The following is a 12,586-nucleotide window of genomic DNA, read 5'->3' on the forward strand; positions in this document are numbered from 1 at the left end:
GTCGCCAGGCTCGCTACCGGTTCGGGCGGGCTCACCCCTGGCCGGGCGGGTTTCGCACCCGCTGGACGACGAATCGAAATTTCATGGAGTCATCGCATCTCCTCCAATCCCAATCGACCAGCAGAGCCTGGTCGCACTGTTCAGGCTATCCGCCCGATTCGCAAGAGAAGCGGAGCCTGTGGGAGTCTGGTCCAACGACCAGCTCCCCGCGGCTCCGTCTGAGAGAGGCCTCCGGGGTGTTCTGTTTCGGGAGAAACGGGCCGAGATGGGATTCGGGTGCGCGTGAAGTGAGGGGCTCGCCTGCTGGGCCGAAGCACCGTCTGGAACCGCGTGCACGGGACCGGCGCTGCGGCCGCACAATGTCGGGAACCGGCCTGGCCTCTCCGTCAGCTGGCGACGAAGCGCTCCATTCCGCTCACACCATCGGAATCCCGATCCTCGCCGTACTGATACCGCTCGTCGAGGAGCTCGTTGATGTGATCCATCACCACATCCGTCATCCCTTGGAAGGCCTCACGGTGGATTCCCGCCTCGAGCGTGAACGGCTGGAAAGGCTCGGTCACGCGAAAAGGCGCCAGCTCCGATCCATCCAGGCGAATCGGCGCGCCAATGCGATACACCACCTTCCCGCCCGAGGAGAAGGGACTCGCGCCGGGATACAAGGCGTCCGAGCCATTGCAGCCCACCGGAACGATGTCCACGCCCAGATGCTGCGCGACCTGGGCCACGCCGATATGCCCCCGCGAGAGCCGAACCGAACGCGTGCCCTGGGGAAACACGAGCAGATGCTGCCCAAGGTCCAGCGCCAGCCGGTTCAGCTCCATCACGCGTTCGATCATCCGCTCGAAGAGCTCCGAAAAATCGCGTAGGAAGGCCTTCAGGTCTCCGACCAACTCAACCAGGGCATCCGGTGCCTCGTTGGTGAGGCCATCCGCGAGATCGCGAAGCACCCGGTACTCGTCCGAGGACGGCGCGCGGCCCACGACGCGACGGAATTCGGTGCTGATCACATAACCCCGCGAAGGAAGCGGGATGTTGTTCATGGCATCCATGAAGGCGCCCATGAGATTGTTCTCGTAGTACTTGCCCTTCACCCAGGTTGCGGTGTAACCGAGCTTGTTGCGGTACAGGCTGTACTGGAACGGCCAGTAGTTGTACCGATCCGTGTGGTTCATCGCGAAGACGTAGCTCTGGCCGCGCTCGAGATGTTCGGTGCCTTCGAGTGAGATCTCGGTCTTGCGCGGAAACGCGTAGTCGATCCGTAAAAGCCGGGCCATGAAGAGTTGGCCCCAGGGCGTACGACGAAGCTTCACACGTTCGAGACGGGCGAGATCGAGCATCCCATGAGATTGCTTCTCGCGGGCGCGATCGTCAATCACCCCGCTGAGGGCAGGGACGCTTCCCGCTGGCCCTGCCCGCGCGAGCTACGAAATCAGCTGGTAGACCGCGGCTCCAAGGCTCCCGAGCAGCAGGATGACGTTCGTGAGGAACCCCAACAAGAAGCCGACGGTCCGGCTCTTCGGGTCCTTCACATAGGTCGCGAAATAGATCGGCCGGCCGACGAGGAAGCCAATTCCGATCACCGCGCCGAGGGTCGGGCCGATCAGGAGAGAGAAGATCCAGAGCGCCGGGAGGAAGATGATCAGTTGTTCGAGGGTGTTCTGCTGGACCCGGAAGAGCCGCTCCCACTCCGGGTTGCCCGAGACCGCCGGGGCCGGAACGCCCAACTTGTCACGGCCAAGCCCGACCTTGAACGCGAAGAACATGTATTCGAGCAGAGCGATCACGCTGACCAGCGCCGGCAGTTCCATGGGGTCTCCCTCGGTTTCGCGGGAGGGTAGCCCCAAATGGGGCCTGGCCAGTCGTTCCCTCGGGAGATTCCCCGCCCTGACGGGTGGCCCCCCTCGATCGCCCTGTCTACCATGGCCGCTCGTTTCAAACCGTTGGAGGGACCATGGGCGATCTCAAAGGCAGCAAGACCCATCAGAACTTGAAGGATGCGTTCGCGGGCGAGTCCCAGGCGAACCGTCGCTATCTGTATTTTGCGAAGCAGGCCGACATCGAGGGCTATCCGGATGTCGGCGGCCTGTTCCGGGACACCGCCGAGGCGGAGACCGGCCACGCACACGGCCACCTGGACTACCTGAAGGCCGCGGGCGATCCGGCGACGGACAAGCCGATTGGCTCGACGGACAAGAACCTGGTCGCCGCCGTGGCCGGCGAAACCTACGAGTACACCGAGATGTACCCGGGGATGGCCAAGACCGCGCGGGACGAGGGCCACGCCGATGTCGCGGAGTGGTTCGAGACCCTCGCCAAGGCCGAGAAATCCCACGCCGGGCGTTTCCAGAAAGCTGCCGACGAGCTCGAGACCCTCTAGCGCGTCTGGATCCTGAAGGGCGCCGCGGGACGAAACCCGCGGCGCCCTTCCCTTCCACGCCGTTGGGGCCCCATGAAGGTCGAGCTCCCCGAACAGCCCAGCACGATCGGGTACGAGCACCCGGACTACCTCGATCTCGAGAAGATCGAGCGGGAGCTACGACGTGTCGGCGAAATCTGCCACCAATGCCGCCGTTGCCTTCCGCTCTGCCCCTCGTTTCCGACGCTCTTCGACCTGGTCGACGCCACCGAGAGCGAGATCGAGGGCGTCGGGATGGAAGGCTTCGATCGGGTGAACGAGCTCTGCTTCCACTGCAAGCTCTGCTTCAACCACTGCCCCTACCATCCACCTCACGAATGGGACGTCGACTTTCCCGCCCTGATGCGCCGGCACCAGCTGGCCCGGGCCAGGCGCGATGGCGTGCCCCTGGCGCGGAAGCTCACCACCCAGACCGATCTGATCGGCAAGGTCGGGTCGCTGACGGCGCCGGTGATGAACTTCGCGAACACCAATCGGGCATCGCGTGTCTTGATGGAGAAGACCCTCGGCATCCATCGGGATTGGGTGCAGCCGAGCTTCAGCTTCGAGACCGTTGAACGCTGGTTCGCCAAGCGCGGTGGCTCGAAGGCGGCCGGGAGCAATGGCCGCGCCGTTCTCTTCACCACCTGCAATGTCAACTACAGCGATCCGATCACCGGGCGCTCGGCCGTTCTCGTCCTGGAGCACAGCGACGTCGCGGTCGAACTCGCCTATGACCGCTGCTGCGGCATGCCGTACACCGATACCGGCAACATGGATTCCGCCCGCAGCAACGCGGAGCGCAATGTTGCTGATCTTCTTCCCCACGTGGAAGCCGGTGCCAAGGTGGTCGTGCCGGGCCCTTCGTGCTCCCTGATGCTCAAGCACGAGTACCCGAAATTGCTCGGCACCGCTGAGGCCCGGAAGGTCGCCGAGAACACCCAGGACCTGATGGAGTTCCTCTACCACCTCGCCCGGGCCAAGAAGCTGGAGCGTGATTTCTCCGTCCCCCTCGGCAAGGTCGCCTACCACGCACCTTGTCACCTCCGTGCCCAGAACATCGGATTCCGCTCTCGGGATCTCCTGAAACTGGCCTCCGAAGAAGTCGTCCTGATCGACGCCTGCTCTGGCGTGGATGGAACCTGGGGCATGCAGGCACGCTTCCACGACGAGTCCCTGAAGGTTGCTGAAAAGATGCTAGGCGGCATCGACGATGCCGAGGCCGACCACGTGGCCACCGATTGCCCGCTCTCCGCCCTGCGCATCGCGGAAGGCCTGGGGCGCAGCGCCGTGCACCCGATCGTGCTGCTGCGCCACGCCTACGGAATTTCCAGCGCGTGAAGCCCCTCACCCTCGCCGAATTGCCGTCTCCGGCCGACTTCGAGCGTCTCAGGCCTGCACTGCGCGAAGCGGTCCTCGCCCACAAGGCCGCCCGTCGACTGGCCTTGGGGGATCGCGTGATGCTGCTCTTCGAAGACCGCGAAACCGTGCGTTGGCAGGTCCTCGAAATGTGCCGGGTCGAAGGCCTGCGCTCTCCGGAGGCCATCCAGCACGAACTCGATACCTACAACGAGCTCGTCCCGGGCGAGGGCGAGCTCTCGGCGACCCTCTTCATCGAGATCACCGACGCCGACGAGATCCGTCCCGAGCTCGACCGGCTGGTGGGCCTCGACGAGGCCCTCAGCCTGCACATCGGAGCCCACGCCTTGATGGCCCGCTTCGACGAGAAGCAGATGGAGGAGGATCGTATCTCCGCGGTCCACTACGTGCAGGTTGCCGTCCCGCCGGAGGCCGCGGCAGAGCTGGCGAACCCGGAGGTCCCGGCCGCCTTCGTCGTCGATCATGCGAACTACCAGGCCCGGGCAGAACTCACGGGCGAAATCCGCCACCAGCTGATTCGCGATCTCTCCGGAGGTCGGACCGAGTTGGTTCCCGTCGGCGACTTCACCCGCGCCAGCAGCGACGACCCGGACGAAATCCTCGAAACCCGCGGTCCCGTCCGCCTGGTGCGCCCAGCTCGCCCCAGGGCGCCCGGCCATCTGATCGTCGAGCCCACACGGCCGGCTCCGCCCTTCCCCGACGCTCCTGACGAGTTGGTGGCGGCGCTGTTCTCGCTCGCCCAGGAAGCGGCGAGGCAGATCGAGGCGAAACACGGGGCTTGCCGCATCTCCGCCGACGCCACCGCGCCTCTTCGGCTCGATCTCTACGCCCCCAAACGAGAGGGCTGACTGCCGCTTCTCAAGGCTGCTGACGCGCGTCGCGGAGACATTGCTCCACCTCGCGGCGCACGCAGTCGAGTTGCTCGGCCCGCTGGAACTCGCTGCAGCGTTCGACGACCTCGGCATTGCAGCGCGCCCGGGTCGCCGCCGGGTTCGGGCCCTCAGGGGCTGCTTGCTCGTCGCTGCCAGAGCAAGCAAACCCGAGCAGAGCCACCAGCACGATCCCACTCTTCTTCATCTTCGTTCCTCTCCCGGTGGAAGCTCGGACTCGGACTATTGGATCGGCGTCCGTCCGGCGAAGCCATCTTCGTAGGTATGGAAATACCCCAGCCGTTCTTCCGGCCACTTCCAGCACAGGTATCCACTGCCGGTATCGAAATCCACCAGCCAGATGCCTTTGATGTCGAGACCGAGGGCCTCCATCTCGCGCATCCACCGCGAAATCTCGGCTTCGATATGCTGCTCGACGATCGCGCGCTCGGGCGATTCGGCCAGTAGCTCGTCGCGTTGGGCGACGAGCGTCTCGGTCTTCTCGACCGCTCGAGCCGTACGCTCCCGAACATCCGGGAACAGCGCCTCAGCGGAAGCCAACGTCCATTGCTTCGCCATGGCCCAGCTACTCGCTCTCGGTCGAGAGGCGGATCAGCGAACGCACGACGAGGCTGCGCTGGGCGCCGCCAACCAGCTCTTGCAGATCCGTATACAAACCCGGGTCGTTCACCAGCAGGCCCAGCGTTCCGTTCCCCGCGTCGATCTTCGCAAGGATCGCGTTCAGACTCTCCGTGGCTTTCAGCGCCTCCGTCAAGACATCCCCTTCGTCCGGCCCCCCGTAGATCAACTCATGCAGGGTACCTTCCCCGTTCCTGATCTGATCGAGAATATCCGCCACGCTGGCGAGAGAACGCTCCACACTCTCGACCCCGCCGCCTTCGTAGCTGTCATAGATCAGGCCGTGGAGGAGCCCGTCCCCCTCCTGGATCTCGGCAACGATCGAGGTCAAGGAACTGGTCGCGTCGGCCACCTTCTTCCCACCCATGGAGGTTCCGAACTCTTCGACGACGCGATTCACGTTCGCCGCCAGGGTGGCGATGTTGTCGATCGCCTCCGTGCCGCGTGTCACGGCCATTCCAAGATCGAGTGGGCTGACCGAGGCGAGCTCCTCACCGTCATCGAGCACCCGCCCGACGGGGGTACCCATCGAAACCTCGATGTACTTGTCCCCCAACAGACCGATCGTCGCGATACGCGCGACCGAATCGCTCCGGACCCGATTCTGTACCGCTTCGTCCACCTGCATGATCACGCGCACCGGCGGTAGATCCCCGGCCAGCGGCGCGAAGCTCACGAATTCCACTGAGCCGATATCCCGCCCCGCGAGCCGCACCGGAGCGCCGGACACCAGGCCCTGGACATCGTCGAAGTAGGTGACGAGCCGGTAGCGCGGGTTCAGGATCCCGCCCCTTGCCCCGAGGAAGAGCAGCGCCATCGCCCCTACGGCCAGGGCAGCCACGACGAAGAGTCCGACGACCAGGTTCAACCGACGACGATCAGACATGAGCTGACTCCATGATAGAGCGATCGAGATCAGACATGAGGCGGCTCCATGATGGGGAGATCGAGATCACGCATGAGACGAATCCTCCTCGGCCGGCTCTTCCATGCCCAGCGGCTGGGCCTCGTTGGCTCCTTCGAGGAAACGACGCATCTCCGGATGACGGCCATCCGCCAACTCGGCAGCGGCACCCTCCAGGACGATGCGTCCATCCCTCAGGAGGGCGATGCGATCGGAAATCGCGTGACAGAGTTCCATGTCGTGGGTGACGACAACGGATGTGACGCCGAGTTCCTTCTGGAGCTGTCGGATCAACCGGCCGATGCGCCTCGAGTTCGCCGGATCGAGCCCGGTCGTGGGCTCGTCGTAGAGCATCACGGCAGGTTCGAGCGCAATGGCCCTGGCCACTCCGACGCGCTTGCGCATGCCTCCGGAGAGCTCGGCGGGCACCAGCTCCTCGATCCCTGCGAGGCCGACGGAGGCGAGGCACACCCTCACCCTCTCTCGCACCCGCCCCTCAGGATCGTGGCGATGCTCCCGGATCGGGTACGCCACGTTCTCGTAGACGCTGAGGGAGTCGAAGAGGGCTGCGCCCTGGAACACCATTCCGAAACGTTTGCGCTCGGAGACCCAACCTCGCTCGGACAGGTGCGTGACATCCCGATCCTCGATCATGACTTGTCCAGCGTCGGCCTCGAGCAGGCCGATCATGTGCTTCAGACACACCGATTTCCCCGAGCCAGAGCCCCCGAGGATCGTGAACGTGTCCCCCTTGGCGACCGTCAGATCGACGCCGCGCAGCACGGGTTCTTCACGAAACGCCTTGCGAATCCCCTGGAGACGCAATACCGGTGTGCCAGCGCTCATGAGAGAGCACTCCCGAGCCACGCCAGGACCCGGTCGGTAGGTACCAGCATGAGCAACTTGGTCAGGAAGAAATCCGAGACGAGCACGGCAATCGATGCGGCCACGACCGATTGGGTCGTGGCTCGGCCCACCCCGGCCGTACCGCCATCTGCCCGAAGGCCCACGAAGCATGCCACGATGGCGATGGTCCAGCCGAAGACAAACGTCTTGACCACGCCTGAGATGAAGTCGCCGACGGTCACGGCCGTCGTCACGGTCTGTAGAAAGAAATCCGGTGCGATCCGGTACTGAAGATCCGCCACCAGGAGCCCGCCGAAGATGCCGAGTACGATGGCGAAAAGGGTCAGGAGCGGAAGACCCACGGTCGTCGCGATCACCCTCGGCAACACCAGCTTCTCGACCGGATCCGCTCCCATCGCGCGGATCGCATCGACCTGCTCGGTCACCTTCATCGAGCCGAGCTCCGAGGTGATGCCCGCGCCGACCCGCCCGGCCACCATCAGCGCCGCCAGCACCGGTCCGAGCTCGCGCACGATCGCCAGCCCGAGAATGCTGCCGACGTAGGGCTTGGCGCCGAACCGGGAGAGCGCGAAGGCCGTCTGCAGGGCCAGCACCATGCCCGTGAAGAGCGCGGTGATGGCCACGATCGGCGTGGAGCGAACCGCGATCATCTCGAATTGCAGCAGCGTCTCGCGCAACGGAAAGCCCCGCCGTTGGAACGTCCGAATGGAAGCCGCCACGAGCAGGCCGAACTCGCCGAGGATGCCGACGTTCGTCAGCACACGATCGCCCAGGCGGGTGATGGGGCTCGGAAGGGCTGCCGGCTGGCTCATTGCGGATCGCCCGAAGCAGGTTCCGTTGCGATCTCAGGATCCGCACCGGCTGCAACCTGCGGGGCGCGGACCGAGCCCCACCAGCCATCGAAGGTTTCGGCCACATCCGCGCCGGGCGCGGAAATCAGCACCCAGTCGTCGGTGCAGCCCCCGACCACCCGCGTCACCACGTGGACTTCCCGCTCGCGGCCGTCGACGAACACCCGGGCCTTCGCGCGCCACACATCGGCAGCCTCAGCATCGACCGGCCCCTGACTCTCGAGCACGACGTCTTCCAGCCCACGCAACAACGCCCGGGATTCGTTGCGAGCAGGAGCTGGATGCTCTCGACAGGTCCGCAGCCAGCTGAGCGTGGACCCGGCCGGGTCGCGAAGCGTGAGCGTGCTGCCCTCGACGTGTTCCAGCTTCCATGGCCCCCCGGGCGGGCTGGCGATCGAGAGGCCGCGCTCCACGAAGGAATAGCGGCCCTCGTCGAGAACCCAGCCGCCGGCGCAGCCCAACATGAACCCTACGGTCAACCCCACGCTCAAACCCACGGCGAGCGATCGCCCGCTGGTCCGGGCGATCGCCGTCCCGGATCGAGCCGGTCGTCGCCAGGAGTCGCCCGCGAACATCGAACCGAGCCTACCTTTCGGCAGCTTCGCACGCCGCACCCCGGGGCCGCTTGACGGCGCGAGGCTCGGCCGGGACGATTGCCGCGTGGCCAACCTCGAAGCACCGGCGCTGGTTCTCGCCAGCGGATCCCCGCGCCGGAAACGGCTGCTCGAGGACATGGGCCTGGCCTTCACGATCCAGCCTGCCGACGTTTGCGAGGATGCGCTGCCCTCTGAAACGCCTCGCGCCCTCGTCGAGCGGCTGGCATTGGCCAAAGCCGGGGCGATTGCGGCGGAGCACCCGCACCCGACGGTCGTGCTGGGCTCCGACACGGTGGTCGTGCTGGGCGGGGACGTGCTCGGCAAGCCTCGGGATCCGGAGCACGCGGTCGAGTTGCTCAGCCGGCTGGTCGGCCAGACCCATCAGGTGCTCACCGGCGTCGCCCTGATGAGCGGTGACGGAAGCCTCCGCAAGGTCGTCTGCGTCGAGAGCCGTGTCGTCATGCGGCCGGCAGAGCAGGAAGAGCTTCGCCGCTACGTCGCAACCGGTGAATCCCTCGACAAGGCCGGCGCCTATGCCCTCCAGGGCGAGGGTCGACGATTCGTCGTGCGGGTCGAAGGCAGCGAAACCAACGTGATCGGCCTGCCGGTCGACGAGACCTTCGCCCTCTTGCGCGAGGCGGGCTTCGACCCGCACCTGCCGTGAGCAGCGCGGCGGAAAGGCTCGCCCAGGTACGCGACCGGATCCAGGACGCCACAGCACGTTGCGGACGCGATCCGAGCGAGGTGACGCTACTCGGTGTCAGCAAGCGACAGCCCCTCGAACGGGTGCTCGGCGCGATCGAAGCCGGCCTCACCCACCTCGGCGAGAACTACGCCCAGGAAGCGCGGGACAAGCGTCCTGCCTTCGACGCGGAGCTGAAACAGCGAGGCCTCCCCGCTCCGCGTTGGCACTTCGTCGGCCAACTCCAGCGGAACAAGGCCCGACTCGTGGTGCCGCTCTTCGATGTCGTGGAAACCGTCGACCGGGCAAAGCTCGCCACCGCCCTCGATCGCGCCGCCGAGCCTTCGGGCCAGGCCCTCGACGTGCTGCTCCAGGTCGATCTGAGCGATGAAGCGAGCGAAGGGCCCAAGGGCGGCATCGCGCCGGAGGGTCTTCCCGGCCTGCTCGCGGAGGTGGCCGGCCTGGCGAACCTGCGAGCCGTCGGACTGATGGCGATCCCTGCCGTCCAGCCGGATCCCGAGGCCTCCCGCGCCGCCTTCGCCCGGCTCCGAGCCTTGCGGGACGACTTGTCTTCGCGGCCCGAAGGGGGAAGCTTGCGGGAGCTCTCCATGGGCATGTCCGCCGATTTCGAGGTCGCCATCGAAGAGGGCGCCACGATCGTACGGGTGGGCACGGCCCTGTTCGGCCCCAGGGATTCCTGAGCCAGGGATCTCATGGGACCCATCGAAACCTCGCTCGCAGGAGTTCCAGACGATGACCACCCAGCAGAATTCGCGCATCGGCTTTCTGGGCGCTGGCGCCATGGGAGAGGCCCTGGCCTCTGGCGTCATCCACGCGGGCACCGCCCCCGACCAGGTTCGGGTCGCCGATCCCCTCGCCGAGCGGACCAAGCAGCTCGAAGAACGCCACGGCCTGCGCGGCGGCACCGACAACCGGGCGGTCGTTGCCGAAAGCGATGTGGTCGTCCTCGCCGTGAAACCCGGCCTGGTTGCGGAGGTTCTCGCGGGCGTGCGCGAGGCGCCCAGGGCGGCCGACGTCCTCTGGGTATCGATCGCGGCGGGGATTCCCCTGGCTCGCCTCGAAGCCGGCTTGCCCACGGGAGCTCGGATCATTCGCGCGATGCCCAACACGCCCGCGCTAGTCGGCGCTGGTGCGACGGCCTTCGTCGCCAACCCGGCCTGCAGTGCGGACGACCGGACCCGCGCGCATGCCATCTTCGACGCCGTTGGCCTCACCTGGGAAACCCATGACGAGGGTCTCCTCGATGCGGTGACCGGGTTGTCCGGCAGTGGCCCGGCCTATGTCTTCGTCCTGCTCGATGCCCTGGCCGACGCAGGCGTGCGCATGGGCCTGCCCCGGGATGCCGCAGGTGCGCTCGCAACCCAGACCGTCTTCGGCGCCGCCAAGCTCGCGCTCGAAACCGGCCGGCATCCGGCCGCGCTCAAGGATCAGGTCACCTCCCCGGGCGGCACCACCATCGCCGGCCTCGAGGCCCTGGAGCAGGCTGGCTTGCGAGCCGCCGTCTACGCGGCCGTGGCGGCAGCAACGGCTCGATCCAGGGAGCTGGGCGAGAGCTGACGCCCCGCCGCCGGAGAACCCTCAAGGTCACGCCTCCTTGGGCCGATGAGTTGCGCAGCCGCGAAGCCCTTCGCAGGGGGAGATCCGCTTGAAGCTCACGCCGCTCGACATCCAGAAGCATGCCTTCACCCAGCGCATGCGGGGCGCGGATCCCGTGGAGGTCGAGGCGTTCCTGCAGATGGTCAGTGAAGACTATGAAGCCTTGATGCGCGAGCGCGATCAACTTGCGGAGCGCGCCAGCCAGCTGGAGGAGCGCGTCAAGGAACTCGGCCAGAACGAAAAAACCCTTCAGCATACGCTGGTTACCGCTCAGACCTTGAGTGACGACCTCAAGAAGACTGCAATGCGGGAGGCAGAGGTTCGCGTGGGCGAGGCCGAGGTCCAGGCGGAGAAAGTGCTGGCAGCTTCCCACCGCCGGGCAGCACGGATCTCCGAGGACATCCGCGAGATGAAGGCGCTCCGCAGCCGCCTCGGAGCCGCGCTGCGCCAGACGCTGGAGACCCATCTAGCCCTGGTCGAAACGATCACGGCAGCCGAGGAAACCGAACAGGAGACCGGCCGGCCGGATCCCTCCCTCCAGCAAGCGGAACGGCGCTAGCCGGAGTGCCACTCGGCGGCGGGCTTGGGAAGGCCGGAGCGCAGCGCTCTTGGAGCCTGCGGGGCGGAGTGGCTGGCCAGCTTGGGGTTCGTGGGGCTGGTGAGGGGGGATGGGTTGGGTGTGAGGGCATCCTTTCATCCTGCGATCGGGTTCTCGCTGGGCCGACGCGGGGGCGCGGCGCCTTGGCCCGCCTGGGTGGGGCCGAGGTCGGCTTGGAGGCGTGGGTCGGGCGAGCTGTGTGTGGATTCTTGGTCGGATCGAAGGCTGCCTGCGGTATCCGTCGGTTTTCCTTGACATCAAGAACAAACAATGCCATTATCAACACCATGTTGCGTCGGACTCCTCAACCCGAACTCCCCCTTCATGGCTGGGGAGGAAGGCGTGAGGGCGCAGGACGTAAGTGTGGCCCGAACCCGCGAGTGGCCCATCTCCAGCGAGCCCCGCTGGCTTCCCGACATCCTTGCCATGTGACCATGAAGGTCCGGCCCGATGTTCCGTCGCTTCGCGATGGGAGGCTGGTGCGGGAAGTGGAGCGGTCGTTTGCCTGCGTGCTCGAGCGCACGGACTTCCGACTCATTCACTACTCGATCCAGTCGAATCATCTGCATCTGATCGTCGAGGCCAAGGATGCGGGGGCGCTCGGCAGGGGGATGAATGCGCTGGGATCTCGCCTGGCGCGGGCGGTGAACCGGGTATTCGGACGTAAGGGGCGTGTCTTGCTGGACCGCTTCCATCACGTGGTGCTGCGGACGCCGACCCAGGTACGGAACGCGATGCGCTACGTGCTTCTGAATGCTCGTAGGCACATGAAGACGAAGCCCCGGACGGCTCGAATCGATCCGGCGTCCTCAGGGCGCTGGTTCGAGGGCTGGCGCCGCTCAGCAGCCGGGCTCGTCGCCCAGGCGCGGGAACGACCTGGCGGAAACGTGGTGGCGATTGCCACGCCACACACCTGGCTCCTGGCGGAGGGCTGGCGCAAGGCGGGCCCCCGACTCGATCCGGCCGAGATCCCGGCCGCCGTCTAGCCGAGCCACAGGCCAGAGCCGGCATCCACCCTACCCCTGCGGGCCCAGGCGCCGCGCCCTGAGCTTGCCCCGGTCTCGTGGACACCCCGGATCGCACGAAAGTGCGGTAGGAGTGTGTCATGGGAAAACGGAAGCGTCGATCGTTCACAGATGAATACAAGGCCGAGGTCGTGGAGCTGATCCGCAAGAGCGGGAAGAA

At 66.2% G+C, this 12,586-nt stretch carries 16 protein-coding genes; 8 read left to right on the forward strand and 8 right to left on the reverse strand.

Annotated elements, in window-relative coordinates; translation table 11 throughout:
• Positions 1 to 386: 386 nt before the first annotated feature.
• Together GY937_09580 and GY937_09585 are read right to left on the reverse strand one after the other, a co-directional pair.
• Complete coding sequence (locus GY937_09580) at positions 387 to 1,379, reverse strand: 1-acyl-sn-glycerol-3-phosphate acyltransferase (protein MCP5056959.1); 993 nt, start codon at positions 1,377 to 1,379, stop codon at positions 387 to 389.
• Positions 1,380 to 1,424: 45 nt separating this feature from the next.
• Positions 1,425 to 1,811, reverse strand: a complete 387-nt coding sequence (locus GY937_09585) for an MAPEG family protein (GenBank protein MCP5056960.1) — start codon at positions 1,809 to 1,811, stop codon at positions 1,425 to 1,427.
• A gap of 143 nt (positions 1,812 to 1,954) precedes the next feature.
• Between GY937_09585 and GY937_09590 the strand changes: the two genes are divergently transcribed.
• The 3 genes from GY937_09590 to GY937_09600 all read left to right on the forward strand — a co-directional run bounded on the left by GY937_09590 (position 1,955) and on the right by GY937_09600 (position 4,626).
• Complete coding sequence (locus GY937_09590; GenBank protein ID MCP5056961.1) at positions 1,955 to 2,380, forward strand: rubrerythrin; 426 nt, start codon at positions 1,955 to 1,957, stop codon at positions 2,378 to 2,380.
• Positions 2,381 to 2,452: 72 nt separating this feature from the next.
• The gene (locus GY937_09595; protein ID MCP5056962.1) at positions 2,453 to 3,739 is read left to right on the forward strand and encodes a Fe-S oxidoreductase; all 1,287 of its coding nucleotides are present in this window, start codon (positions 2,453 to 2,455) and stop codon (positions 3,737 to 3,739) included.
• Positions 3,736 to 4,626: a DUF3501 family protein gene (locus GY937_09600; GenBank protein ID MCP5056963.1), complete on the forward strand. Its 891-nt coding sequence runs from the start codon at positions 3,736 to 3,738 to the stop codon at positions 4,624 to 4,626. Before GY937_09595 ends, GY937_09600 begins: the two co-directional genes overlap by 4 nt.
• A gap of 10 nt (positions 4,627 to 4,636) precedes the next feature.
• Here GY937_09600 and GY937_09605 read toward each other — a convergent pair whose 3' ends face one another.
• From GY937_09605 to GY937_09630, 6 genes are all read right to left on the reverse strand, one after another.
• On the reverse strand, positions 4,637 to 4,855 hold the full coding sequence (locus GY937_09605; GenBank protein MCP5056964.1) for a hypothetical protein: 219 nt from the start codon (positions 4,853 to 4,855) through the stop codon (positions 4,637 to 4,639).
• Positions 4,856 to 4,890: 35 nt separating this feature from the next.
• Positions 4,891 to 5,226: a DUF2203 family protein gene (locus tag GY937_09610; protein MCP5056965.1), complete on the reverse strand. Its 336-nt coding sequence runs from the start codon at positions 5,224 to 5,226 to the stop codon at positions 4,891 to 4,893.
• A 7-nt stretch (positions 5,227 to 5,233) separates the two neighbouring features.
• A complete protein-coding gene (locus tag GY937_09615) occupies positions 5,234 to 6,172 on the reverse strand; it encodes an MCE family protein (protein MCP5056966.1) in 939 nt (312 codons plus the stop codon).
• 66 nt (positions 6,173 to 6,238) lie between these two features.
• Positions 6,239 to 7,036 carry an ATP-binding cassette domain-containing protein gene (locus GY937_09620; GenBank protein MCP5056967.1) on the reverse strand — a complete coding sequence of 266 codons (798 nt, stop codon included), beginning with the start codon at positions 7,034 to 7,036 and terminating at the stop codon, positions 6,239 to 6,241.
• Entirely contained in the window at positions 7,033 to 7,869 is an 837-nt protein-coding gene (locus GY937_09625) for an ABC transporter permease (GenBank protein ID MCP5056968.1), read from the reverse strand. The genes GY937_09620 and GY937_09625 overlap by 4 nt, the downstream gene beginning before the upstream one ends.
• Complete coding sequence (locus tag GY937_09630; GenBank protein ID MCP5056969.1) at positions 7,866 to 8,372, reverse strand: hypothetical protein; 507 nt, start codon at positions 8,370 to 8,372, stop codon at positions 7,866 to 7,868. The genes GY937_09625 and GY937_09630 overlap by 4 nt, the downstream gene beginning before the upstream one ends.
• Between GY937_09630 and GY937_09635 the strand changes: the two genes are divergently transcribed.
• From GY937_09635 to GY937_09655, 5 genes are all read left to right on the forward strand, one after another.
• Complete coding sequence (locus GY937_09635) at positions 8,371 to 9,168, forward strand: septum formation inhibitor Maf (protein MCP5056970.1); 798 nt, start codon at positions 8,371 to 8,373, stop codon at positions 9,166 to 9,168. The genes GY937_09630 and GY937_09635 overlap by 2 nt on opposite strands.
• Positions 9,165 to 9,887 carry a YggS family pyridoxal phosphate-dependent enzyme gene (locus tag GY937_09640; protein ID MCP5056971.1) on the forward strand — a complete coding sequence of 241 codons (723 nt, stop codon included), beginning with the start codon at positions 9,165 to 9,167 and terminating at the stop codon, positions 9,885 to 9,887. Before GY937_09635 ends, GY937_09640 begins: the two co-directional genes overlap by 4 nt.
• A gap of 52 nt (positions 9,888 to 9,939) precedes the next feature.
• Positions 9,940 to 10,764 carry a pyrroline-5-carboxylate reductase gene (gene proC / locus GY937_09645; protein ID MCP5056972.1) on the forward strand — a complete coding sequence of 275 codons (825 nt, stop codon included), beginning with the start codon at positions 9,940 to 9,942 and terminating at the stop codon, positions 10,762 to 10,764.
• Between the two features lie 88 nt (positions 10,765 to 10,852).
• Positions 10,853 to 11,362 carry a DivIVA domain-containing protein gene (locus GY937_09650; GenBank protein ID MCP5056973.1) on the forward strand — a complete coding sequence of 170 codons (510 nt, stop codon included), beginning with the start codon at positions 10,853 to 10,855 and terminating at the stop codon, positions 11,360 to 11,362.
• Between the two features lie 473 nt (positions 11,363 to 11,835).
• Positions 11,836 to 12,387 (forward strand): hypothetical protein, encoded by a 552-nt coding sequence (locus tag GY937_09655; protein ID MCP5056974.1) that lies wholly within the window; start codon positions 11,836 to 11,838, stop codon positions 12,385 to 12,387.
• The last annotated feature ends 199 nt before the right edge of the window (positions 12,388 to 12,586 follow it).

The sequence above is a fragment of the bacterium genome (genome assembly GCA_024228115.1).
GTDB lineage: Bacteria > Myxococcota_A > UBA9160 > UBA9160 > UBA6930.

Excerpts from the sequence above, each read along its gene's own strand:
- GY937_09585 (MCP5056960.1), bottom strand. The coding sequence starts at position 1,811 with ATGGAACTGCCGGCGCTGGTCAGCGTGATCGCTCTGCTCGAATACATG.
- GY937_09655 (MCP5056974.1), top strand. The coding sequence starts at position 11,836 with ATGAAGGTCCGGCCCGATGTTCCGTCGCTTCGCGATGGGAGGCTGGTG.
- GY937_09635 (MCP5056970.1), top strand. The coding sequence starts at position 8,371 with ATGAACCCTACGGTCAACCCCACGCTCAAACCCACGGCGAGCGATCGC.
- GY937_09590 (MCP5056961.1), top strand. The coding sequence starts at position 1,955 with ATGGGCGATCTCAAAGGCAGCAAGACCCATCAGAACTTGAAGGATGCG.
- GY937_09630 (MCP5056969.1), bottom strand. The coding sequence starts at position 8,372 with ATGTTGGGCTGCGCCGGCGGCTGGGTTCTCGACGAGGGCCGCTATTCC.
- GY937_09620 (MCP5056967.1), bottom strand. The coding sequence starts at position 7,036 with ATGAGCGCTGGCACACCGGTATTGCGTCTCCAGGGGATTCGCAAGGCG.
- GY937_09610 (MCP5056965.1), bottom strand. The coding sequence starts at position 5,226 with ATGGCGAAGCAATGGACGTTGGCTTCCGCTGAGGCGCTGTTCCCGGAT.
- proC (MCP5056972.1), top strand. The coding sequence starts at position 9,940 with ATGACCACCCAGCAGAATTCGCGCATCGGCTTTCTGGGCGCTGGCGCC.
- GY937_09615 (MCP5056966.1), bottom strand. The coding sequence starts at position 6,172 with ATGTCTGATCGTCGTCGGTTGAACCTGGTCGTCGGACTCTTCGTCGTG.
- GY937_09625 (MCP5056968.1), bottom strand. The coding sequence starts at position 7,869 with ATGAGCCAGCCGGCAGCCCTTCCGAGCCCCATCACCCGCCTGGGCGAT.
- GY937_09605 (MCP5056964.1), bottom strand. The coding sequence starts at position 4,855 with ATGAAGAAGAGTGGGATCGTGCTGGTGGCTCTGCTCGGGTTTGCTTGC.
- GY937_09595 (MCP5056962.1), top strand. The coding sequence starts at position 2,453 with ATGAAGGTCGAGCTCCCCGAACAGCCCAGCACGATCGGGTACGAGCAC.